Source organism: Parabacteroides johnsonii DSM 18315, from assembly GCF_025151045.1.
Lineage (GTDB): Bacteria > Bacteroidota > Bacteroidia > Bacteroidales > Tannerellaceae > Parabacteroides > Parabacteroides johnsonii.
The window spans coordinates 910555-935860 of sequence record NZ_CP102285.1; the positions used below are offsets into that span (position 1 = coordinate 910555).

Here is a 25306-nt window from a genome sequence, read left to right on the forward strand (position 1 = left end):
TGAAAGCAAAAGCAGGCCAGATGAAATATTTGTGTAAAAAAGACATTTTATTGCCAAAATACTTTTATAAGTCTGAGAAATAGATTTTCTTTGTGTTTGTTAACTGAGATATATAACCATACAACAAATAAAGTCTATGCTGCAAAAGTTAGTGTTAGCCATCGGAGTCGTAGTTGCCTTCAGCTCCTGTCATTCTACTTCGTATCATTCCGACGAACCTATAGTCGAGGTACCTTTTACAGAGGTGCATGTGACGGATCATTTCTGGGCACCCCGTATCGAGGTGAACCGGACTGTCTCTATCCCTTCCGCTTTCAGGCAGTGTGAAGCAAACGGACGTTTCGATAACTTTGCTTTGGCTGGCGGTCTGATCAAAGGGGAGCATAAGGGAGATTTTCCGTTCGACGATACCGATCCTTATAAAATCATCGAAGGAGCGTCCTATTCACTTGCCATTAAATATGATCCGAATTTGGATGCTTACCTGGACAGTGTCATTACGTTGATCGGAGCTGCACAAGAACCGGACGGCTACCTGACTACCTGTGTGACGAATAAATGCGAACGGCTGAATCGCTGGTGGGGGACACGCCGTTGGGAAAAACTGAACAGCCATGAGCTCTATAACAGCGGGCATCTTTATGAGGCTGCCGTGGCCCATTATCAGGCGACAGGCAAACGTAGCCTGCTTGATGTCGCCATCAAAAATGCAGATTTGGTCTGTAAGGATTTCGGTCTGGACAAAATGCAGAAACATGTACCCTCCGGCCATCCGATTATCGAAATGGGACTTGCCAAACTGTATAAAGTGACCGGAGACCGGAAATATCTGGATATGGCAAAATATTTCGTTGAAGAAACCGGGCGGGGTACGGATGGGCATCGCCTGAATGCCTACAGCCAAGATCATATGCCGATTTTGCAGCAGGAGGAGATTGTGGGGCATGCTGTCCGTGCCGGTTACCTGTATTCCGGTGTGGCCGATGTCGCGGCGTTGACGAAAGACACTGCCTATTTCCATGCGATCTGCCGGATATGGGATAATATGGCGACAAAAAAACTATACATAACGGGAGGTATCGGATCGCGTGCGCAAGGAGAAGGTTTCGGTCCGGAATATGAATTGCACAATCATAGCGCCTACTGCGAGACTTGTGCCTCCATTGCCAATGTATATTGGAATCAACGTATGTTTCTGGCAACGGGAGATGCCAAATATATAGATGTGCTGGAACGTGCTTTGTATAATGGCGTGATTTCGGGCGTATCATTAAGCGGGGACAAGTTCTTCTATGACAATCCTCTTGAATCGATGGGACAGCACGAAAGGGCTCCCTGGTTCGGCTGTGCCTGCTGTCCAGGTAATGTAACCCGTTTTATGGCCTCTGTTCCCAAATATATGTATGCGACACAGGGAAATAGTCTCTATGTGAATTTATATGTAGGTAGTGAGAGCCGGGTTGCTTTGGCGAACGATACGGTCACATTGGTTCAGGATACGGAATATCCCTGGGATGGACTGGTCAAATTGACTGTTTCACCGCGAAAGGCTTCTTCTTTCAGTTTGAAACTTCGTATTCCTTCTTGGACAGGTAATGAACCGGTTCCCGGAAGCGATCTATATACATATATAAAGAGAGACAGGGAACCTTGTGCTGTTTTTGTAAATGGAACACCCTTGAAAGAGAAAGCGCATCATGGATATGTCGTGATCGAACGGGAGTGGGAGCCGGGCGATGTCATCGAACTTCGTATGCCAATGGATGTCCGGCGGGTAAAAGCGCATGAGAAGGTACGGGCAGATCAAGGTTTGCTGGCCGTTGAACGCGGGCCAGTCGTGTATTGCCTGGAGGGGGTGGATATGCCTGATCGTCATGTGTTCAATAAATATCTTCCGGAAGATGCCGATTTTACCTGTCAATATGAAAAAGAGAAGTTGAATGGTATCGTGGAGCTAAGTACTACGGTAAAGGAATTAGATCGTAATAAAGAAAACGGTATGGTCTCGGAAACGGAGGTCCCGGTGAAACTGATTCCTTATTCAACCTGGAATAATCGCGGTAATGCTGAAATGGCTGTCTGGATTCCGGCTTCAGCCGGTTATGCTAAACCGACGCCGGAGCCCGACATCGCTTCCCGTGCGAAGTCTTACACGATTGTCAGTGCGCCGATCCAAAAAGACGGCATTGCTTGTGAACGCCGTGAGTGGTGTTACGGAGTGAATGATCAATGGGACCCGAAGAGTTCGGATGATATGTCGAAACCTTACTGGTATTTTTGGTTGAAAGAAGGGACACAGGAATCGATCGAGTATGTGTTCGACCGTCCAGAGATGGTCCGGAATGTTCAGGTCTACTGGCTCGATTTCGATCATTACGATGGAAATTACCGTGTTCCGGCAAGCTGGAAAGTACAGTATAAGGCAGGAAGCGGCTGGAAGGATGTCGAGGCTAAAGGTGAATATGGTTGCAGGAAGGATTGCTATAATTCTGTCGATTTTACTCCTGTGAAAACTACCGGATTGAAGCTGGTTGTCCAGTTGCAGGAAGGTGAGTCGGGCGGTGTGATCGAATGGAAAGTAAATTGATATTGAATATGAAACGAATCTTATTACTTGCACTTGCCGGAATCAGTCTGGCTGGCGGTGCGCAGACACATGATGGCGGATATCCGATTACGCCTGTACCTTTCACATCTGTAAAAGTGACCGATAGCTTTTGGGGGCAAAGACTGAAAGCCAGCCGTGAGGTGACTATACCGCTTGCGTTCAGCAAATGCGAAGAGACCGGGCGATATGAAAACTTTGCAAAAGCGGCTCATCCCAGTAACGATTATAAGGTTGAAGGTTTCTCGTTTGATGACACGGATGTGTATAAAACAATCGAGGGGGCAAGCTATTCGATGCAGACTTACCCTGATAAGAAGCTGGACAAGTATATCGATAGCGTATTGATGGTAGTGGCGGCTGCACAGGAACCGGACGGTTATCTGTATACTGCCCGTACCATGAACCCGCAACATCCGCATGAATGGGCGGGTAGTAAACGATGGGAAAAAGTGGAAGACCTGAGTCATGAGTTTTATAATCTGGGCCATATGGTCGAAGGAGCTGTCGCACATTATCAGGCAACCGGTAAAAGGACATTTTTGGATGTGGCGATCAAATATGCCGATTGTGTCGAGAAAGCGATAGGCGACAAGCCCGGGCAACTCGTCCGTGTACCGGGTCACCAGATTGCCGAGATGGCACTCTGTAAACTTTATTTGGTGACGGGACAGAAGAAATATCTCGACCTTGCCAAATTCTTCCTTGACAAACGGGGATATACGGAACGTAAGGATGCCTATAGCCAGGCGCATAAACCTGTGTTGGAGCAGGATGAGGCAGTCGGGCATGCTGTCCGGGCCGCTTATATGTATTCCGGTATGGCAGATGTGGCTGCTTTGACGGGCGATACGGGATATGTCCATGCGATCGACCGTATATGGGAGAATGTGGTGACAAAGAAATTGTATATTACAGGCGGTATAGGCGCTACTAATAATGGAGAGGCCTTTGGTAAGAACTACGAACTACCGAACCTATCGGCCTATTGTGAAACCTGTGCCGCAATCGGGAATGTATATTGGAACTATCGTTTGTTCCTGCTTCATGGCGAATCCAAATATTATGATGTGCTGGAACGTACCTTATATAACGGCCTGATTTCGGGTGTTTCCCTTGAAGGCAATGGATTTTTTTACCCGAACCCTTTGGCATCGACCGGTCAGCATCAGCGTAAACCTTGGTTCGGTTGCGCTTGTTGTCCGTCTAATATTTGCCGCTTTATTCCTTCGCTGCCGGGGTATATATATGCAGTTCATGACAAAAATGTATATGTCAATCTCTTTATGAGTAATTCTTCCGATCTGAAAGTTGGTGGCAAGAGCTTAAAGCTGACTCAAAGTACCGGATACCCCTGGGATGGCGATGTCCGTTTGGATGTGGCTCCTAAGGGTAAGCAAGATTTTACGTTGAAAATACGTGTCCCGGGTTGGGTAAGGGGCGAAGTGGTTCCGAGCGACCTGTATATGTTTTCTGATGGTAAACAATTGGGCTATTCTGTCAAGGTAAACGGTGAACCGGTGGAAAGTAATCTGGATAAAGGCTATTTCTCGATTACCCGCCAGTGGAAGAAAGGGGATGTGGTGGAGGTCCATTTCGATATGGAGCCTCGCACGGTCAAAGCCAACGTGAAGGTGGAGGCCGATCGCGGGCGTGTAGCCGTAGAGCGTGGCCCTGTCGTTTACTGTGCCGAATGGCCTGATAATAGCTTTGGTGTCATGAATGTATTAATGAACCGGAAACCTGCATTTACGGTCGAACGCAAATCTGATTTATTGTATGGTATCGATGAGATCAAGGTGGCGGCGCAGGCTTTGAGCTATGGCCGGGACGGGCGTCTTTCTGCCGAAGATGTGACGTTGACCTTGATCCCTTACTATGCCTGGGCGCACCGTGGTAAAGGAGAGATGGCCGTTTGGCTGCCTCAGGAGGTGAATGCTGTGTCTCCGGCATCGGACCGGTAATCTGTTTTATCGAAATACGATAGAGTATGTCTATTCCGGTATAAAAATTATCTGTTTGACAAGTACTTATATCTGATGTATCTTTGCAATACAAGAAAAACAAAAAGTATAACAATTAAAAAGTAAAGTAGTATGAAGACATTAGATTATATCCATTTGGACGCAGTTGCAACAGGCAAAGTAGTTGAAGCATTACAACAGTTATTAGCCGATTATCAGATATTCTATACCAACCTTCGTGGTTTTCACTGGAATATCAAGGGACACGGTTTCTTTGTTCTTCACAGCAAATTCGAAGATATGTATAATGATGCCGCCGAAAAGGTGGACGAACTGGCTGAGCGTATCCTGATGTTGGGTGGTATTCCTGTTAATAAATTCAGTGAATATCTGAAAGTTGCCAAAGTAAAGGAAGTATCGGGCGTATCTTGTGCAGACGAAGCGTTGGAAAACGTTCTGAACACTTACGGGCAGTTTATTGCAGAAGAACGTAAATTGCTTTCTCTGGCTTCCGAATCCGGAGACGAGGCGACAGTAGCATTGATGAGCGATTACCTGAAGGAACAGGAAAAATTGGTTTGGATGTTAGTGGCTTACTCTTCTTGCGACTGTAAGAAATAATAAGTGTGTAAGTAATTAATAATTTATTCGTTGCGTTTGGAAAAGGCGGCCTCGTGAGGAGACCGCCTTTTTGTTGGAGTTTAATGTCAATTTACAACCGGTTGTAAAGATATCGTGAACGGTTCTTCTTCGGAGCCTTTCACCCCTTCGTCGGCGAAGGGGAAAGATTCGGAAGCCTTATAGATACCACTGGTCTGCAGGCTGTAATACATGAAGTAGACAGGTGCGTTTTCTCCTTTTTTACCTCGTATTTCAAACTGGTACACTTTACGCCCATCTGTTTCGGTCAACGTCCCTACACCCCGGCATTCTTCTCCTACGAAGGCTGCCAGAATATCTTTGTCCCGTCGTTCGAAAGGCTGTGACTCGGCTAAAGCCACAGTGGCACTCATCACTTCCGGGTACTTTCCGGATTCTTCGAATGGAGGAATGGCCGGGTCGGAAATCTTGCCATATGTGCCGTTTTGTACGAAGTCGAACAGCTCGTTGCAGACATATAATTTTTTGTTCTTGGCACTGTAATATTTGAGAGTCACTTTTTGTGTCTCAGCCGAGTTTCCCCGGATATAGAGGAAAAATAACTTTTCCCCGTTATATTCTTGTGCTTTGACTACACCCCGGCATTCATTGCCGATAAATGCAGAGACTTCGTCTGTCTCGTCTGCATATCCTTCGAGGAAATCGGACAGTTTCATTATGCCGGTCATACTGAACTGATAGATTCCGCTTTCCGGCATTTCCCATTCCGGTTCGGGATCGTTTTCCACCAACTCCAATTTCCAATCCGGTTCTTCAACGACCGTCGGTTTAGGATCATCGTCCTGACAGCTCCACAAACATGTGGAGACTGCCAAGATCATCATTTGATAAATGTATTGTTTCATCTTGTTTTTGTATTACCTTTTACTGATTTTATAGACATGTCTTTCACCGTTTATGATGACTGTCGCCATGTAGATACCTTTCGACATATCGGCTGCTGCATGGTAGCGGTGATGTATGTAGCCGTCGGCAGCTGCCGTAGTCTGGTAGCGGTGGAACATTTGTCCAGCCATCGTGTAAAGCATGATTTCCACTTTATCGCCCGACTTGGCATTGAGCATGAAGTTCAGCTCGTGTTCGAACGGATTCGGATAAACCGATATTTCGAGGTCGTTGATAAAGTCGATGATCATCGGCTGTTCGATGTCACCTCTTACGGTATTGGCTGCATAGTCCAACATCGGAGATGTCTCTGCGATGATTTCCCCGCCACGCTCGAGAGCAAACGAAATGCCTTCGTTACGATCACCTCCTACACTGAGGAAGAAGAGCGATTCGCCATCGGACGGACGTTCTGTCACCATCGCTTCTGCTCTTAGCTCTCCATTAGCATAAGCCAGCAAGCGGTCTCCGGAATAAAGTGGCATATTGTCGGCGACTGTTGCGACTACAGACATATTGGCTGCATACTGTCCGGCCTGTTCGGCCATGGTTTCGACCGGCATACCGGCTGAACGGGTACTGATCGTACTGCGTGTAGTGGTTCCTGCCGTTACATCCGGGTAGGTCAATGTCGTTTTGTTCTTGCTGAACAACATATATCCTTTGCCCGGTTCCAGATATGTCAGACTGCCTAACCAACCGGTTGTTTCTCCATACATCGAGAAGCGGTCTTGCGATTTGATGATATCGCCTTCCATGGCCTCGAATCCGGCCAAAGCCTCTGAGATCGGTAGGTTGACGGTGCTCAGATAACTGATGTAGTTCCAGTTCGGGAGGATATCCAACTTCAGGTTTTCCTTTTCGTGGATCGCCAAACCTGAAACGCTTAATTTCTGTACCATCGGAGACTGAAGCAGGAACATATGGCGGTTGTCGAATTTCAATGCTTGGGCCGGATCGTTGTTGACCCATTGCTTCCGTACGCCGTCATACGTCATGTAGATACCGTTTGTCTCGTCTTTCACCTGTTCGTCGCCTGCAAAGATCGCTTTGCTCAAGACGCTTGCCGGGTCGGAGAACAGCTCGCTTGCTACGTTGTAGGATATCCAGTTCCAGCCCTTGATCAGGTCTATATTCTGTACCACACGTTCTTCTCCGTCGAAGATGATCGGAGCGGAGGCCGTACCCCAAACCTTATCACTTTCGAATGAAATCTCTTCCGAAGGATAAGCCGTATAGACAAGTCCTGTGCTGGCATCCCATGAACGGAACTCGATCTGGTTTGCCGCCAAGCGGTTCGTGTTGCTGTAGACTGTCAGGAAGACGTACCACATATCATTATCCTTCAGATATTGGCTGTTCGCTACACCTATGCAACGTCCGCCTGCATCGAAGGCCGCCAACATGTCTTCAGCATCTGCAGAAAACAGTTTGTTGAAACGGATCCGTCCGTACACGTTCATGTTATAGGCGAAATCTCCCGGATTGACTGTCCAGTCTGGTTGTTCATCAAACACTTTCAATGTTACAGGCAGGGATTCGGCCACATTGTTGTCACCTTTGACATAGATCACTTCGTCATATCGGCCTACATTCGTCCCTTCGTCCACGGTAAAGAGGATTGTCTCCCGTCCCTGCGGATCAATAGAGCCGGATTCAGGCATGGCATCCAACCAGGCGGGTAAGCCTTCGATCGTGAAGTTCTTCACCGTTCCTCCGTGGTTCTCCACATCCACGGCGAATGTCATGGTCGCGTTTAGCTTTTTCTCTTTCGTCACGGACTTTTCGCTCCACTTCAGCTGGTTACGGTCGATGTATGCGCTCCATGTAACCGGGCTTTCCATCAAGTTGCCGTTCAAGTCGCTCACATCCTTCACCGTGAAATTGACAGTTGTCTTTTCGATCGCTTCGGGTGTGTCCATCAGATTGATCACCAACGCATCCTTGTTTACGACGAATGTAAACGGAATGGATGTTTCGGGGGCTTTCTTGCAAACAGGAGGTACTTCGCTGGTCGCCACTGCTTTCTCCAGCGTAACCAAAGTCGAGTCGGTTACCAGGTCGTCTCCGCTGTAAACCAGTTCCTGTATATTGGCACTGTTCGTGATATACTTGCTGAACGGCAGGTACATCATCAATCCCATCTCTGTTCCTTCCGGTGATATATTGTAGTTGTTGGAAACTGTCGAAGCCGGCAGGGCCATGTTCCAGATGCGCAATTCGTCGATCGCTCCGTCCAAATGCATATCCGTATGGTTGACTATCTGCTCTGCTTCCGTCCAGCGGCGTGCACCGGCATAGAGTTGTGTTGCACTGAAACCACCGACATTAGAAGCGTCGAAATAGCTGTTCAACACACCGTCCATGAAGATTTGGGCATTACCTGCCGTCCGGTTCACGGCCAGTACGAAATGGTGCCATGCGCCGTCACGGAAGTTACCTGCAACCTTTTGTTCATACCCGTTATTGCGGAATAAGAGTTCGTTATCTACGAAACCGACGAATACCTTGTTTGTATTTCCGTTACTTTCTTCGCCGACGCCCTTTCCGTTGGCCACCAAGGCGGCATCTTCTTTCTGATCGGCCGCTGCCTTGAACCAGAATTCCAGCGTGTAATCACTTGATCCGGTAATTGCCACACGTGAAGAATTGACCACTGCGATTGCATCCTTACCGTTGAAAGAAAGCGATTTGCCGTCCTGCGTACTCCAGGTTGCACCGTACATATAGGCTGTCGCACCTTGCGATTTATCCATCGCCATGTCACCCTTGCCTTCGTTCATCCGGTAGTAGGCCAGTAATCCGGCTTCGCGTCCGGTGTAGATACGCAACGAGTTGGCGATCAGGTCTGTCATTTCGACTACTTTGGTCCAGACGCGTGCTTCGTGCATCTGTCCGGCGAAGTAGTTTCCGCCCTTGAGGCTCCGTCCGAATCTCATCGGGCCGATACCGCTGTAGGGGACGGTCTGTACGCCTGTCACTACCTCCTGTCCACTGAAGTAGACGGATAACTGCTGGTTGGCAGCTTGGTAGGTCATGGCTATGTGTTGCCATTCGTCCAGTTTTACGTTTAATCCTCTGGATGAGTATTCCAGTTCGCCGATACGGACTTTCAGCGTGTTGTCTTTTGCCAAAGTCAGTTCCAGTGCGTTGGTCGCGTCACCATGACTGAAGAGGGTCATATCTTGTCCGGAGGCAGATGGGTTGATCCACATTTCTACGGTCACGTCTTTGGCTTCGAGGTTGCGTGTCACCTGCGTTTCGAGGTACGAGTTGCGTCCGTCGAATGTCAGTGCCGTCGAGTGGTCACCGTTCGAGCCATTGCGGGTTCCGGTCACGCGGAAGTTCTTTACTTCTGTCATATACCCTTCGGCGATGGTCTCGTTGAAGGTCAGGCGGATTTCGTCCTCTACTCCCAACACACCGTCTGCCGGTTCGATATTGCCGAAGACGACAGGCCGTTTCGTATCCTTCACTCCGGTGATAACGGGTGATTCCTTCGTCACGAACTCGTTACCTACCTTTGAGAAGGTCACGGCGCGGATGTCGTAGTTCTGGTCCTCGGCTCCGAAGAAGCGGGTGGTGATGGTCGGACCTTCGATAAACGCTTTCGTGCCGGATGCCTCTTTGTAGTAGGCTGTGTCGGTGAAGAAGCTACAGATGTTCGTCCAGCGCGTGTCGGCTTCCGAAGAGGCCTTATACTGCACTTCGATGTGGTGGAATCCCTGGAAGTTCACGTCGAACCCGTCGATGGTCAACGGCATATAGTACTTGCCAGTCGAATCTTTCGACGAGTTGGTATTCAGCGTCCACTTGTCTGTCGGGCTTTTGATGTTGATGTCCGAAGACGACGGGATGAAGTGGGCGGAGATGTAAACCGTGTCGGCGATGATTTCCTGGAAGCCGGTCGGGTCTGCCTGACACTGCGAACTGAGCACAATGGCCAGGTCTTCGTAGTCATACTCTGTACCTCGACGGATTTCCAATGTCTTTTGCAATACTTCGCCATAATTGACCAGGATACCACGCTTGTCTGCCAATGGTACACCGTCAATCGAAAATTTGGCACCTTTCTGGTTGGCAGCATCCACGATCGAGAGGTTGAAATAGCAACCTTCGGCTGCTTCTGACTCGTTGTAGAGGTTTAGCACGAACTTGGCTGCCTGATCGGACGGAACGTTGCTAACTACCGGTTTTTCAGCCGAGATCTTCGGGTTCTCGATTTTCAAGGTTGCTGTGTTGAGTAGGGTACCCGGATTGTAGTATTCCGTTCTCAGTTCGCCTTCATACGGACAACTGGTGGCGCCAGCTGTTGTGCGGAACACGAAGCTGCCATACTGCTTTCCTTTGACATATTCTCCCAAATCGCCGTTCCATTTGTTATTAAAATCGTCGTTTTCTTCTGGGGCTTTCACACGGAATACATCCACGCTCAGATAGTCGTCATCGCCCTCGTCAGCCAGAACGAAGCCTGCTGTGCGAGATTCTTCGGACGAACTGCTCTCTTCTGTGTCTTTCGTGCTGTAGCCCAACTCTTCGATGGAGGCAATTAAACCAACACCGGCTACGCGGAAGCCTACATCACCTGTGGCACCTCCGCCGGCAATCAGGTTGTAGGTATAGGTATGTTCCGTCACGTGAGATAGTTGTTCAGCCTCTTCAAGCATACCACCGGCGTGGAATGAATAGTTTTTAACTAAGTCTGTTGCCTCGGCTTTTTCCCTTTCGTTTTGTGCCAACAAGTTTTCCCACTGTCGGATACTTTGGTTCAGGACATAGATGGTATCGGAAGTTCCGGAGTAAGCACCGTCGGGCCATACAACCATATAGCTATCACCATTGGAAGCATATCCACCCTCATCCAGTTCGACGTTGTTTTCATTCTTATTGATTTTGTTGTCTTCACCATACCCTTTTTCATCGGCTTTCCGGTAGGTAATGTAGACCGGTTGATTCTGGGCATTTGCCATCGCTTTGGCTTGTGACTCCGTTGTGCCGAAAGGTGCGAACATGCTGTTACGCAGGGCACGGATATTATTCAACAGCGTGTTCTTGATGTAAATTTGCGGGTAGGCAAAGAAGGTATCGTGATATAAACCAAGGCTTAATGCAATACGTTTTGCCAGAACAAAATCGCCGGCTGTTGCCAATATCTGGTGCTCTTCACCATAGATACCACTATCGCTTCCGGCCTCCTCCAAACGTTTGTACTCCGTTTTGGTCATGACTGTGATGTTATCAGCTGGGCCATAGACGATATTGCTGGTTGTGCCGAGGAACAGGTCGCCGTCGGCACCGACATACAACGGGTCATCGCTTGTCTGGTAGCGGTTGGTGGTCGTGACGGAGAAAGTTTCTCCATTGGCATTGCTGCTAGAGGCCTCCTGTTCTGCTACGATACCGACTGTGTTGATCGCTTCGTTCTTGGTGATGAAGCCGACACCAGTCTCAAACTCACCGCCAAAATAGCTGTTGACCCGTTCGCTTCCTTTATGTGCCTTGCCGGTCGCGTACGAAGAGTGGTAGGTATAGGTCTGCCCCTTTTCACAATAGGAATAACTGTGGCTTCCGGGAGGATCGCGAAGGATGTTCATCAAGCGGATCGGACCAGCCGAGACGAAACTGCTACCGCGCGAACGTGAACCGAGAACGTAGGCTACCAACTGCTCTGCAGTAGTGCTGCCAACTGCGAAGTCCAGTTTCTTCAAGCCACCATTGGCTCCGCTAATGTCTGGGCTGTTCACCTCGATTTTCACTTCGGCCACTCCGGTATCATCGAGGGTGGCACTGCCTGCCGTTTCCTGGTTCATCTCGTTTGTGATCTTCAGGTCGCCACCTTGTGTCGGCACTTGATCTACCACGATGTTATCGCCAATGCTTTTCTTATTATAATAGTAATCCTCGTGGCTGGAAACACGGAAGATGTAGCTTGCTTTGTGGAAGACCGGCTTTCCAAACAGATAGCTCTTACTCTCTTTGTCGTAGAGCGTAACCTCTTGATTATCTCCATCCATAGTCGTTGTCATGAAGGTGGCATCGCCGAAGTATTCGAGTGGTTCGCCACCAGTGTATGCCAATTGCACGTAGGTCAGTGAGGGATTGACTCGGTGGTTGTAATTGAACTCAGAGTTGTAAGCGTAGCGGTGGGTTGTTCCCTCCTCGTCGGTGTATTCGGAAATTTCCCCCTCAAAGCAGTTATCCAACGTGAGTGTCTCGTTTTTTCCGTTTATAAGGTTGTCCCAACCGTCCACATGTACCTCTTCCACTTTGTATTTTTCAGGATAGAGCCAAACGATGAACTCACCGGTCTTTTTGTCCGCATGGATTAGGATCTGCTGTTTTTGGTATTCCACATTATTGGAGTGCTTACTGTTGTAATGGACCATCAAGCTATCTTCCGGATTGGTATTCATCTCGGCAGAGGGGTATTCTTCCAAAGTCAGTTTCAGGCAGATGTTGTCGCCGAGGTTGTTTTTCGAAAGCGAGAAGCCAAGCGGTTTGTCTCTCTCGACTGTACCACCAGCCACGCGACCGAGCAGTTTTACTTTCGTCTGATCCCAAAAGCGGAGGTCGCTCATCGGCTGTTCGAAATTGATATATTCGCCTGCTTCGCTGTTCTCGTTGATCAGCACACCGTCGTTTTTAAAGACGTGATTGTCTTTCACGACCTCGACACGCTGACGGCCGATAGGGACGCTGAACTCAAACTTGCCCTTATCGTTACTCCTTATCAGACTGCCGTCGCCACTGGTGGCTAATTCCCCGTTGATTTTGAACATGGCATTTTGTACTGGAATAGTACTGTTTTCGTAGAATACATAACCGTCAATCTTGATGGCTGAGTTGTCTGTAAAGTCTTGACCGGAGATTGAAGAAGTTGTGCTTCCTATGGTGACAGTCTTGGAACTCGGGTTGAACGTATGGTTCGGATAGGAGGGAGTCAGAGTGTAGGTTGAGCCATTCCCTTCGTAGGGGATACCGGTGACGGTGAATACGCCGTCTGTTCCGGTCACGCTTTTCAAACCTAACTGGTTGGAGTTTGGTACCACGTCACTGACTATGGCGTTGCTAATCGTACAGTGATTGGCATTGTAGGTCGAAGCGGTATAGGAGATGTCGTAACATTCATCTGTCACACCCTCATCGAAGCGCCAATAGGCTTTCAATCCTGTCTCGTTACCGTTTAACACGCGGTCGTAGGTACTCTTGATTTCATCCAACTCCATTGTCTTATCCCAAAGGCGCACTTCATCGATATGTCCTTTGAAGCCTTTTCCGAGCGTTACTATGGACGGAGTAGGAGCCGGGCGGGTGGCAGGGTTTTGTGAAACCTTTTGGATGGTATCAATATAGAGTGTCCAGCTACCGGTGGTCGAATAGACGGCTGTCAGACTTGTAAAACTACCGACCTTGAGGGCTTCTGGGGCGGTCACCCATGTTGTACCATTGTTAGCGCTGAATGCCGGTTTTCCATCTTGCAAACTTAAGCGATAAACGCTACTGTTGACGATTGTGGCATTCTGTCCTGCTGATTCGGGACGGACGAATACCTGTACGGTGAAGTTTTCTGGTTGTTCCATCTTCTCTTTCGTCTGTACCGTACTGCTGCCGTCGAACTGCAAGCTATGTCCCGCTTGGATGTCTGTGCCGGTGAGTCTCACGACCACGCCGGGGGCGGCATCGCCGTAGGCAAAGGTAATCTTACCGCTGACTATACCGGTTGGGCTGCGGAAACCACGGTCGATAGGGGAGTTGTTGCTCACCTCTTTGCCTGCACAGATTGTTACGGCAGCGACTCGGTATTCATAGATGTAGCCAGGATGTCCTTTCTCGTCTGTATGAACATAGTTTTTTGTAGCTCCACCCTCTTTCATATCGATATTTTCCCAGTTGGCATCTTTGTCCTGCCCTTGCTTGTAGATGCGGCGGAAGATGTAGAACTTATCGACAGCCTTGCCGTCAGTCGTCCAGTTGAGCTGTGTGTAACCGGGGTAGTAACCTTTGGAGGCGGTGAGCGTCTCAATCTGCCCCAATACGGTCGGGACAATCGGCTCACCACTCAGTTGAGCCGGGATTTCGGATTGTATTTCAAAATTGCTGTTGCCGGGTTGTACGTAGACGGCATAGCTGTATTCCGTACACATGGTGTTCAACTCATCGATATATTCCGTTTTCGTTGTGTCTCCTGCCGTCAGGAGGGTATGAGTAATACTTCCCATCCCGTTGTTCATGGTACGTTTGATCATAATTTTGGAATCTTTGCTCCATACGGCATTAAGACTATCCTTCTTGTTCTTCAATTCGTTTAATTTCCAAGTAATTCGAGCTTTGTTCTGCCCGTTAGGCCAATCGAAGCGTTCGGCAGTGGCGGAAACGACTTTCCGATGGGAAATGTTCTTGGTGATGGTGTCCTCTTCGCTGATATTCCATCCCCATGATTGTTGCTTGTTACGGCGGATGCGGTAGTATTGTTTCCCGTTGGCATTCTGATTGCCACTTTCATCAAGCATTTCGTAGACCTCTCTGTTTATTGAGAAATCGATAGAACCCACCAGCGTCGACGGATTGAAATCTGGGTTGTTCGCACGTTGGATTTCGAATTTGTCTCCTACTTGACAGTTTTTATCCTTGTTGTTGATTTTCCAGGTCAACTTGGTGTTACCGCCTTCCACATCCATAGCATCGAAGCCGATGGCTTGTTGGAAAGCTGGTATGGTCTGTTTGGTTGAGTACCATTTACTATTATATTTTTTGTTCAGTTTGTATTGAACTTGGAAATCATACTCCCTTGATGTGTCATCAATATCTGCGAGCAGCGTGCCACTTGTGTTAGTGGAACTAATAGTTTTACTATCTTCAGAATTCCAAATATTGATCGGATTGTTTGGTATCGAGTAACTTAATTCATATTTTCCAGGGTTGTTACTGGAAAGTTGCGGGGGAGTTAATGTTGGATTGTTGAATGAACGGCCTTTAGCGGAACCTATTTCATCATTGAACTCCTGATCCTTTTGGTTGTTTACCGTAATATCTACATCTACCTTGAACTTCATATCTACCCCCTCATAATCTTTCGGATAGTACCAGTCGAAGGTCATATAGGTGATATACTTCCCATCGCGGTTAAATTCATACCAGTGGTCTCCTCCTTCAGCTGTTTCTGTGCCATCTTTACTCTTGAATTCGAAATAGCCTTTGTGCAGGGTTACATTTGCTCTTGCTACAGGCACATCCACACCTGTAGTTGGGGAGCCGTATGTCATGATTTCTGTACCATTGACATATAGATGTCCGTCTCCAGGTTTTACATATTCGTTATCTCCGTCATCATCATAAAAGATAATCTTGAATGTCACATATCCATCTTGAGGATGATCTGTAACAACGTAATTGCTTTTTTTCGTCAGATTCCAGTCTGCCGCCTCAGCCTGCTGTCCTATCCCCAGCAGTACCATTCCCAGCAGCCAAATGCCGATTTTAGACCGGTATCGGTCTAAAACAAGCAATATTGTCGATTTTAGATTTTTTATTAATAAATTCATATTTATTACGTTTGTTGTTCTTTTGTTAATCTTTGTTTTGTTCAAACAGTACATCTTTTGTACTTAGATGAGCATTGTCCGCAGTTTTCAGCATCGGTTTTATCGCAAATGCGATTACAGTTACTACAGATCGCCATTTGATTAGCTGAATCAAATCATCCTTATTATTAACCGTCGCACTCTTGCCGGCCATCCAATCTTTGTGTGTGTTTAGCATATTATATATTGTATAAATTAAAAATTTCGTTCTGTCAAAATGATACTACTATCCCATGTAAATCGGATTACTACCCCATCTTTTTGGAATTACTATAGCGGGTAATATTTTTTAACGTTTCTTCTCGACATTGAATACCCCTTTTTCCTTGTCAGAATGTCAAACTGTTATTGTCTGGAAAAAGACGAAGCCCGGAGGTTTTCCGAATGTCGGCGGAATGGCCGGACTTCGTCTTGTGGATATTGCGATTTGACCGGCTTATACCGGCGGGTTAGAATTGCGGCATAAAGGTCGGGGATGGATTCGGAATGACTATGACAAATAGTCCCTATAGGCGATAAATACTCCCTCGAATGTGTGGTAGCGCTTGATTTTTAACCTTGAGGACAATTTGTCATAAACTTGTGACAAATTGTGATATCTTACTGGTGGATTGGTTTGCAGGGAAATGAAAGAAATGTTTTTTTTGTGGTTTGTTATGCAACCCTTTAATTAATTAATCATGAATTTTATACGGATAACAGCAGATGGAAATTTCCCCGAAACAATCACGCTCGATGCAGGAGAGATCCTGTTGCTTGTAGTCGTGATCCTGGTTTTGGTTGATATTGTCTTTCTGTTGGTCATGAAACATAAATATACGGTTAGGTTTAAAAACCGCAAACTCCGGGATCTTATCGACGAGCTGATTCGTATGCGTGGCGGATGAAGAGGAGGCGTGCTGTCTGCAACTGGTCAAAGTCGGTATGGCATGCGAAATGTTTGCCGTCAACCAGCTTCCGTTGTGGGTACTGGAGTTTTTGTATTGAAGTAATGTTTCTGAATATAACTTTTTTGTAGTAAGTTTGCCCCCCTAAAAACAAATACATGGTGAAGTTCTACAATACTCTATTCCTGTTGCTGATTTGCTTGTTCTTACCGGGTAAGAACATTAAGCAGGTGCATTGCACACCTGCTTATGATGATATACCGGATAGTTTGCTGACAGTCGGGGAGATCCGGAAGACTGTCTTGTCGGACCCGGACAAGGCGTTGTATATGTTGGATGTGGCCGAGGAACGGAAATTGCTCCCGACTTATCAGATCAATTGGACACGTGCCCAGATATACGGTTCTGCCAAGAATATGGAACGTGTGGCGGTGAAATGGGGTAAATTGGTATTGGAAGACGATTCGGTGCGTAACAACACGCAGTATTATTTCAATATGTGCAAGAACTTGGTGGAGTCGATGATTGCCACCGGCGAGTATGAGGAGGCGATCCGGTATGCACGTTCTATGATTGATGTAATCGACCGGGCTGGCAAACAAAAGGATAACAATCATAATTCTTATTGGGCTATCGCCCGTGTCTATCGGGCTATGGGAAATCCGGAAGAGGCCTATAAGGCTATGGAGGAGGCGTTGCAGTTTTGCCGCCAACAGATCGAAAGGAAACGGGGAATGGGGCAGCCTGTTGTGTCAGACGAGATGAAACTTTACCTCTATTACCAAAATTTGTCGGAATGGTTGTGTGAAGATGGAAAGCTGGAGGAAGCACTTGAGGCAGTTTGTGAGATGCAGGCGTGTGTCGAAAGGCTGCGTCCCCTGAAAGGCGGAGCCTATCCACTGCAGATACCGGAGAAGGCCTTTCTTTCCAGAGAGGGGGTGGTGGACGGTAGGTTGGCAAACCTCTATGTGTTGCTGGGACAGGCAGGAAAAGGTAGGGAATGGTTCGCGAAGATGCGGGAAAATCCGTTGGTAGACAGTGATCCGGAGATGATCCGGCTGGAGATCGATTATTACGAAGATATGCGGCAGTATGGCAAGCTGATCGAGAAAGCACTTCCCTTGACAGATGTTGCCCTGTATGAAGATAGTATCAGTGTACGGCGTAAGGAGGCCTGTTTGGTTTTGGCGGATGCTTACCTGCGTTCGGGAAAAAAAGAGGAGTCGGTAGTCTACTATAAAACCGCTTTGGCCCTGACCGATAGTTTGAACCATAGGAACAATGAAAATCATGCACTCGAGATGGCAACTCTTTTGGATACGCGTGAAAAGGAACGGCAGATCGAGTTGCAGGTGGAAGAGTTGAGATGGCACAGGGTGGTGACCTCTGTCGTGGCCGGGGTACTTGCTTTGGTCGGTGTCATCTTTATTTTGATCGTTCGCCATTCCCGGATTGTAGACCGTAAAAACAAACTGATGGCGCAGCAGATCGATCTTTATCTTTCTTACCGTAGTGAACTGCAAGTTGCACGTGAACGGATTCGTCAGTTGGAAGATATGGAGGAAGAACCTGTTACCTTTGATGTGGATGGCGGGATCGGGAACGATCGGGAAGCCGAAGCGGTGAAAGTGGAACCGGATGATGGCGACAGGAAATATTTTGAAGAATTGGATTTGAAAATCCGTGGTGAACAGTTGTTCTTGAATCCAGATCTGACGAGAGATATGATCCTCCGGCTAACTCCTGTTGGTAAAAACCGCATATCCCCGCTGTTGCAAGCTTTTGCCGGGGAAAATTTCAATGGTTATATCAATAGCTTGAGACTTGAATACTCGCTTGTCTTGTTGAAAGATTTCGAAAATTATACGGTCGAGGCGGTCGCTATCGATTCGGGTTTCAATAACGTGCGTACTTATCAGCGTATCTTCCGGGAAAAATACGGAATGACTCCGGCCGAGTATAGGAAGACCTTGAAATGATGAGGGGTTTGTCCGGTTTTCTGTTTATATTTGTCCGAAAATAGGATCTGAATGATGGACAGGATGGAAAAAGAACCGCTTATACTGGAAGGTAGGCGTCTTCCGGATGTGGCGGATGTAGACGGTTTGGTCTCTTTTATGGGCCGGTTGACGGAAGAACAGGAGAGTTTTTATCTTGATTTGCTGTTGGCTTCTCTGGTCCGTTTGCACCCGTTTATAAAATCGGATGATGTGAAACGTATGATGTCGGTTTTCGAATGGGCAGGAACTGTAATGGAAATGCCGGAAAGCGAGACAGGAGGGTTGGATAAGCTTACCGCATCTTTTCTGCTTGATTATGCCGAAATGCTTTCCGGGGCGGAAAAGCGTGCCAAAGGAGCAAAACAACAACTTTATCAGGACTATAAACCCTATCTGGATCTTGTGAAGTTAGCTTTTAACCGGATAAAAGATTATAATACGTTGCCTTTGCTCTCGACACCGACCCACCGTCCGGCTTGGATCGATCCGTCCGTGCTTGTCTCCCGGTTGTCGGAATATCAGAAAAAGGGTATCAAACCGGATAGTCTGGACTTTCAAATTGCACTTTCGCGTGTGGCATTGGATGATACGGACGAGGCTGTCCGGTCAGTCGAACAAGCGCTGGCGGGCGAATATCGCGAGTTGTTGCTTTTCCTGTTCAAGCCGGAGGCACGTCCTAAGGGGTCTTTTACGTTTCAGGCTGTTTGGATGACTGCTGCTTTGGTCAAAAGCCCTGATACCATCTATGACGAGTTCGAGGATTTTCCTTATTCTGCTGTGAACCGGGCCTATCTGACGGGAGATATTCCCTGCGACGTATTTATTTTCGAAAAGCCGTTTGGAAAAGTCGATCGTATCTTGCAGTTGATTCCTCCGGCAAGCAAAAATGTTGCGATCAAATGGAGGTTTGGAGGTTATGCCTTATATATGACTTATCGGCCTTGTTCCCGTATTCCGCTTTTGGTGGAGACTTTTTGGAAGATACCTTTGAGGGAAAAGGATCTTAAGAGGTTTTTGTTGCTTTCTCCGAATGCACCTCGGATTTGGTTGGCCTTATTGGTGCGGGATCGCGTAAGGGATGCGTATTGGAACGATTTGGAACTGGCAAGGCTTAACCTGGTTGCCCTTGAGACTTTGCGCGAACTTGATTTGGAGTGGAGAGGGGGAATGGCTTTGACATATCTGGCAGTGTGTCTGTTGAGTATCGATCGCCCTGTTCGTTTGTGTGCGGCGGATCTTTGGGGGGAGCTTGTGGAAAAAGACCTGATAGACAATGTGGCTTTAGGCCGAGTGTTGGGTAAGATTCAATCGTTGGAATGGGCTCCTGCACAGAGAATTTCAGGTTTGGTTGTTGAGATGCTGATAAATAGATCGTCTTTTCATAACAAAGAACTGTCTGTGCTGTTTGTCTCTTTTTTATCTTGCCTGCCGGAAAGCCCAGTGAAGGATTTAAAGCGCTTACTGGAGGTTTTTGCGGAGCTTCAGACAGTCAACAACTGGCCGAAGATAACATACGCCCCGCTTCTTTCTTTGCTTGAGACATGGAAGAAAAACAGCAAATTGACAGAGATAATAGAATCTTTGTATTAGAGTTACCCGAAACGATTTGAGTAACTCTAAATGCCTTGCCCTTTCAGGGGGCTGAATTATCCGACTTCGGAGGATAATTTTGTGAAAACGCATGGCTCGGAATCAAAGTTTTTAGTGTTCTCTCTATCCGTTATTTAAACTTTCATTGTAGTGGGAATATCAACTTAGAAGTGTAACTTCGCAGTGTGTTCCCCATGAAAAAAACACTACGGGTTTGCCCCAGCGGCAGGGGGCGCATAGCCCCTGAGAGCGTAGAATCAATTAGCAATACAATAAAAAAGGAGACCGAAGTCTCCTTAGGATTAACTATTGCCTTCTGTTCCCTTATAGGGGCAAAGGCGTTAAGACCATAACGACGGATAACGGCGGCGAGTTTGCCTGCCATGAACTCATAGAGAAAAAATTAAGAGCTACCGTCTATTTTACGGACAGTTATTGCTCCAGAAGAAGATCAACTGTAGACCTCGGGAAAAGCTGGGCTTCAGAAGCCCCAAAGAGTATTTTTTCGAGAAATGGGAGCAACAAAAACGGGTGATATAAATACCACCCGTACAAAAAGCCTTACTAATCATAGCCTGGCTTTGGTCAATAATTCTTTTTGTTTTTGCTGTCAAGGTTTCGGTTTCTTTTCATAGTTAGGGTTTTGATATGCACAATGTAAACGATTGTTTTAAAGTTTGCAAATCTTTATTGATTTTTCTTTTAATAATGACGATTTTTGGATGAATTTCATTTTTATGACTATAATTACACTTGCAGTTGACTCTACCTTACCAGAAATACCAGTAGAATGCAGCTGTAATACCCAAGATGATTACGGAATGGATCACATCCCAATGATTCCAGCTTGCACGTGTGGCCGCCCGCTCTTCCGGTGTTGCTGTTCCAAATACCAGACCTTGTATTTTTCCAGCTTCGGGTGCTTTTGTGCAAAGGCTGACAACAATTGTCAGGATGATGCAGAAGAGGAACATCCATCCGCAGAAGAACAGCCAGTTCATATCATAGAACAAGGCTTTGAACAGGTTGTCGGATGCGTCGACCGCATTGCTGTAATAAACTTTGGCTCCCAGGCGGGTAATACCGATGATGATACCAGCCAGCATCCCCCACATGCCTCCTTGGGCGGAAGTTCGTTTCCAACAAATACCCAACAGGAAAGCGGCGGCGATACCTGGTGACAGTACGGATTGTACGTCTTGAAGATAATTATAGAGGACATCCCCGACACTGCGCATAATCGGAATCCAGAGTATACCCAGGATCACGATTACGACTGTTGCGATCTGGCCGATTACAACTAGTTTCTTTTCGGGCGTTTCAGGTCTGAAACGTTTATAAAAGTCGATTGTGAACAACATAGCTGACGAATTGAACAGAGATGCCAGTGAACTCATAAGGGCTGCCAGAATACCGCAGACGACAAGTCCTTTCACGCCTGCCGGAAGCAATTTCGCTACCAGTGTCGGGAAGGCTGCATCCGGAATAGATAGCTTGAATACTTCGCCATTGATAATCACTCCGTTTTTACTCAATGCAAAAGCGATCATTCCCGGAATCAGGAAGAGGAATACCGGAAGTAGCTTTAGGTATGCCCCGAAGATGGCGCCACGGCGGGCCTGTTTCATATCTTTGCCTGAAAGGACTCGCTGTACGATGTATTGGTCAGTACACCAGTACCAGAAACCGATGATGGAAGAACCGATCAGTGCACCGAGCCATGGATATTGCGGATCACGGTTGTCACGGATCAATTGCGTCATGGTATCGCCGTAGTCGTTTACGACGACGGATTTGCAGGCTGTCATCATTTCGTCCCAGCCACCTAATGCTTTAAAGCCGAGCACGAGGATAATCAGCGAACCCAACAGTAGGATAGGGGTCTGGAGTACGGATGTGTAAAGAACGGATTTCATTCCTCCTACAATCGTATAAAGAGCGGTTAATAAGACCAGTCCGATCGCCGCAATCCAAAAGAAGTCGATTCCCCATAGTTCCTTAATGCCAAAAACTTGTTGGAATACTAACCCGCCGGCATAAACCGTAACGGCTACTTTTGTCAATACATAACTAATTAATGAGATGAAGGAAAGAATGGTACGGGATTGCGGGTTATATCGTCTCTCTAGAAACTCCGGCATTGTATACACCATACTGCGCGTATAGAAAGGAACGAATACCCACCCAAGGATCAATATCATCCATCCCTGGATTTCCCAATGGGCCATCGCCATACCGCTGGAAGCCCCTGCTCCTGCCAGTCCGATAAGATGTTCCGAGCCGATATTGGACGCGAAAATGGAGGCGCCGATGGCGAGCCAGGTAGCATCACGGCCACCAAGGAAATAGTCAGCAGAGTTGTTTTGTTTTTGTTTAAGTACCCATATAATAATCCCGATTAGAGCTAAAGCGAATAGCCCTATTACAATGAAGTCTAATGTTGCCATAATAGTGTTTTACATGATTTTAGGGAACTAAAAATTAAAAATTATGAAGTAAGGAGTACGGTCCTGCATTTTTTACTTCATAATTTTTAATTCTTAATTTCACAAAGGGATTTTGTCAATCCTGCGCTGATGTCGACCGCCTTCGAACGAGGTGTTTAGAAAGGCTTCGACCGTGTGAGTAGCTTCCTCTTGACTGATAAATCTGCCGGGCATTACAAGTACGTTGGCATCGTTGTGCTCGCGTGCGAGACGTGCTATCTCTTCCTGCCAGCATAGAGCGGCCCGTATTCCCTGATGTTTATTGAGTGTCATGGCTATTCCGTTTCCAGATCCGCAGATCGCTATTCCGGGATATACTTCGCCCGCTTCTACAGCTTCGGCAAGCGGATGGGCGTAATCGGGATAATCACAACTTTCTGTCGAGCAGGTTCCGAAATCTTTATAGGTTAACCCTTTCGAGTTGAGTATTTGTTTTACGAATTCTTTTAGTTCGTACCCTGCGTGGTCACTACATAAACCTAATGTTTTCATATTTATCTGTTAGAGGAGTTTGGAGATTTATGATTTATAATTTATGATTTATGAATAGTTGGTAAATCATGAATCATAAATTATAAATCATAAATCTATTAGTTCAATAATTCTTTTACCTGATTGTATACGTTCTGGCCCGTGAAGCCAAGTTTTTCATCCAGTACCTTGTACGGAGCGGAGAAACCAAATGATTCGAGTCCCCAAACCTTGCCGTTGGCACCAACCAACCCTTCCAGGTTGACTGGTAGGCCGGCTGTAAGTCCGAATACCTTGCTTCCTGTCGGAATGACAGACTCCTGATATTCTTTGCTCTGGCTGCGGAATAAACCTTCAGACGGAACAGATACGATGCGAACCTTGATATCGTCGGCGCGAAGCAATGCTGCTCCTTCCTCCAATGTGGAGACTTCCGAACCGGAAGCGACCATAATTACATCAGGGTTTTCATCACCTTCTACAATATAAGCACCCTTTTCAGCCTGCAAAGCTTCGTCGTAACGATTTCCCTTTGCGGGCAGGTCTGTGATGTTCTGACGGGAAAGAATCAAAGCTGTCGGAGTAGCTGTGTTTTCCATAGCCATCTTCCAGGCAATTGTCGTTTCGGTCACGTCTGCCGGGCGAAGTACCAACATGGAGTTGTGTCCCTTGTGGTTCTTCAGTTTTTCCATCAGACGGATCTGCGCTTCCTGTTCGACTGGTTCGTGTGTCGGTCCGTCTTCGCCTACGCGGAAAGCATCGTGCGACCAGACGAACTTAACAGGCTGTTCCATCAAGGCTGCCATTCGGATTGCTGGTTTCATATAGTCAGAGAATACGAAGAACGTACCGCAAGCCACGATTACACCTCCGTGGAGTGACATGCCAATACATACGCAAGCCATCGTTAGCTCGGCTACGCCAGCCTGAAGGAATGCACCGCTGAAATCGCCTTTCACGAATGCATGTGTCTTCTTCAAGAAGCCGTCGGTCTTGTCCGAGTTGGAAAGGTCGGCAGAAGAAACGATCATGTTTTCCACTTGGGTTGCCAACAGACCTAAGACGGTTGCCGAAGCTGTACGGGTTGCCTGGTTCGGTTTCTGTTCAATAGCCTTCCAGTCAATGACAGGTGCTTTACCTGAGAACCACAGTTCCATCTTGGCAGCCAGTTCCGGATTGGCTTTCGCCCATTCTGCTTTGGCGGCATAGCGTTCTGCAACGATTACTTCCAGTTCTTTGGCACGTTTAGCATACAGTTCCGCAACTTCGGGGAAGATCTGGAATGGATCATCTGGGTTTCCTCCTAAATTCCGAATAGTATCTGTGATAGAGACGCCGGCTGCTGAAAGAGGTTGTCCGTGTGTGGACACTTTGTTTTCGTAGCTGCTCTTGTCAGCACCCACGGCACCCTTACCCATGATCGTGTTGCCGATAATCAGGGTAGGACGGGATGTTTCGGCTTTCGCTTCGGTCAATGCCCGGCGGATTTCCGTCACATCGTTTCCGTTGATTGTGATGACTTTCCAACCCCATGCTTCGTATTTCATGGCTACGTTTTCTGTAGTTACTTCACCTACGGTTGTGGAAAGCTGGATGTTGTTGGCATCGTAGAACATAATCAGATTGTCCAGTCCCAGCGTACCGGCAATACGTCCGGCTCCCTGGGAAATCTCTTCTTGAATGCCACCGTCGGAAATATATGTATAAATCGTCTGATTCATGACGTCACCCAGGCGTGCTTTCAGGAACTTGGCGGCGATAGCAGCACCTACGGCGTAAGTGTGGCCTTGTCCCAACGGACCGGATGTATTTTCTATACCACGCATCACGTTGACTTCGGGATGTCCCGGCGTCACGCTACCCCACTGGCGGAACTCTTTCAGCTCATCGATCGTGAATTTGCCTGTGAGGGCGAGTACTGAATAAAGCATCGGAGACATGTGTCCCGGATCCTGAAAATAGCGGTCTCTGCCTTCCCATGTGGGATTCTTGGGATCATACACGAGGAACTCTGAAAACAGTACGTTCACAAAGTCTGCACCACCCATTGCACCACCGGGGTGACCGGATTTCGCTTTTTCTACCATAGACGCAGCCAGGATACGGATGTTGTCCGCTGCTTTGTTCATTAAATTAATATCGTTCATTGTGATGAATTATTTTTATTTTTTTGCAAA

At 47.2% G+C, this 25306-nt stretch carries 11 protein-coding genes and 1 pseudogene; 7 read left to right on the forward strand and 5 right to left on the reverse strand.

The window, feature by feature from the left end; genetic code table 11:
* The first annotated feature begins 136 nt into the window (after nt 1-136).
* From NQ564_RS03900 to NQ564_RS03910, 3 genes are all read left to right on the forward strand, one after another.
* Nucleotides 137-2587 carry a glycoside hydrolase family 127 protein gene (locus NQ564_RS03900; protein ID WP_008147600.1) on the forward strand — a complete coding sequence of 817 codons (2451 nt, stop codon included), beginning with the start codon at nt 137-139 and terminating at the stop codon, nt 2585-2587.
* An 8-nt stretch (nt 2588-2595) separates the two neighbouring features.
* On the forward strand, nt 2596-4569 hold the full coding sequence (locus NQ564_RS03905; RefSeq protein WP_039848083.1) for a glycoside hydrolase family 127 protein: 1974 nt from the start codon (nt 2596-2598) through the stop codon (nt 4567-4569).
* 132 nt (nt 4570-4701) lie between these two features.
* A complete protein-coding gene (locus tag NQ564_RS03910) occupies nt 4702-5190 on the forward strand; it encodes a Dps family protein (RefSeq protein WP_008147602.1) in 489 nt (162 codons plus the stop codon).
* An 86-nt stretch (nt 5191-5276) separates the two neighbouring features.
* Here the strand turns inward: NQ564_RS03910 and NQ564_RS03915 are convergent, their stop codons facing one another.
* Together NQ564_RS03915 and NQ564_RS03920 are read right to left on the reverse strand one after the other, a co-directional pair.
* The gene (locus NQ564_RS03915) at nt 5277-6074 is read right to left on the reverse strand and encodes a hypothetical protein (protein ID WP_008147603.1); all 798 of its coding nucleotides are present in this window, start codon (nt 6072-6074) and stop codon (nt 5277-5279) included.
* Nucleotides 6075-6086: 12 nt separating this feature from the next.
* The gene (locus NQ564_RS03920) at nt 6087-15656 is read right to left on the reverse strand and encodes a LamG-like jellyroll fold domain-containing protein (protein WP_129649801.1); all 9570 of its coding nucleotides are present in this window, start codon (nt 15654-15656) and stop codon (nt 6087-6089) included.
* A 719-nt stretch (nt 15657-16375) separates the two neighbouring features.
* On the opposite strand from NQ564_RS03920, the gene NQ564_RS03925 reads away from it, so the two are divergent.
* From NQ564_RS03925 to NQ564_RS19440, 4 genes and pseudogenes are all read left to right on the forward strand, one after another.
* Nucleotides 16376-16582, forward strand: coding sequence for a hypothetical protein (locus NQ564_RS03925; RefSeq protein ID WP_008147609.1), 207 nt, complete (start codon nt 16376-16378; stop codon nt 16580-16582).
* A 158-nt stretch (nt 16583-16740) separates the two neighbouring features.
* Nucleotides 16741-18561: a helix-turn-helix domain-containing protein gene (locus NQ564_RS03930; RefSeq protein ID WP_008147610.1), complete on the forward strand. Its 1821-nt coding sequence runs from the start codon at nt 16741-16743 to the stop codon at nt 18559-18561.
* A gap of 51 nt (nt 18562-18612) precedes the next feature.
* Nucleotides 18613-20172: a DUF7824 domain-containing protein gene (locus NQ564_RS03935; protein WP_008147611.1), complete on the forward strand. Its 1560-nt coding sequence runs from the start codon at nt 18613-18615 to the stop codon at nt 20170-20172.
* Nucleotides 20173-20485: 313 nt separating this feature from the next.
* Nucleotides 20486-20712, forward strand: a pseudogene (locus tag NQ564_RS19440) (IS30 family transposase); the annotation flags it as partial.
* Between the two features lie 230 nt (nt 20713-20942).
* On the opposite strand, the gene NQ564_RS03945 reads toward NQ564_RS19440, so the two are convergent.
* The 3 genes from NQ564_RS03945 to NQ564_RS03955 form a co-directional block, all read right to left on the reverse strand.
* Entirely contained in the window at nt 20943-22619 is a 1677-nt protein-coding gene (locus NQ564_RS03945) for a sodium:solute symporter (protein ID WP_008158411.1), read from the reverse strand.
* A gap of 99 nt (nt 22620-22718) precedes the next feature.
* Nucleotides 22719-23150, reverse strand: a complete 432-nt coding sequence (gene rpiB / locus NQ564_RS03950) for a ribose 5-phosphate isomerase B (protein WP_008147620.1) — start codon at nt 23148-23150, stop codon at nt 22719-22721.
* Between the two features lie 98 nt (nt 23151-23248).
* On the reverse strand, nt 23249-25276 hold the full coding sequence (locus tag NQ564_RS03955) for a transketolase family protein (protein ID WP_008147622.1): 2028 nt from the start codon (nt 25274-25276) through the stop codon (nt 23249-23251).
* Nucleotides 25277-25306: the final 30 nt, after the last annotated feature.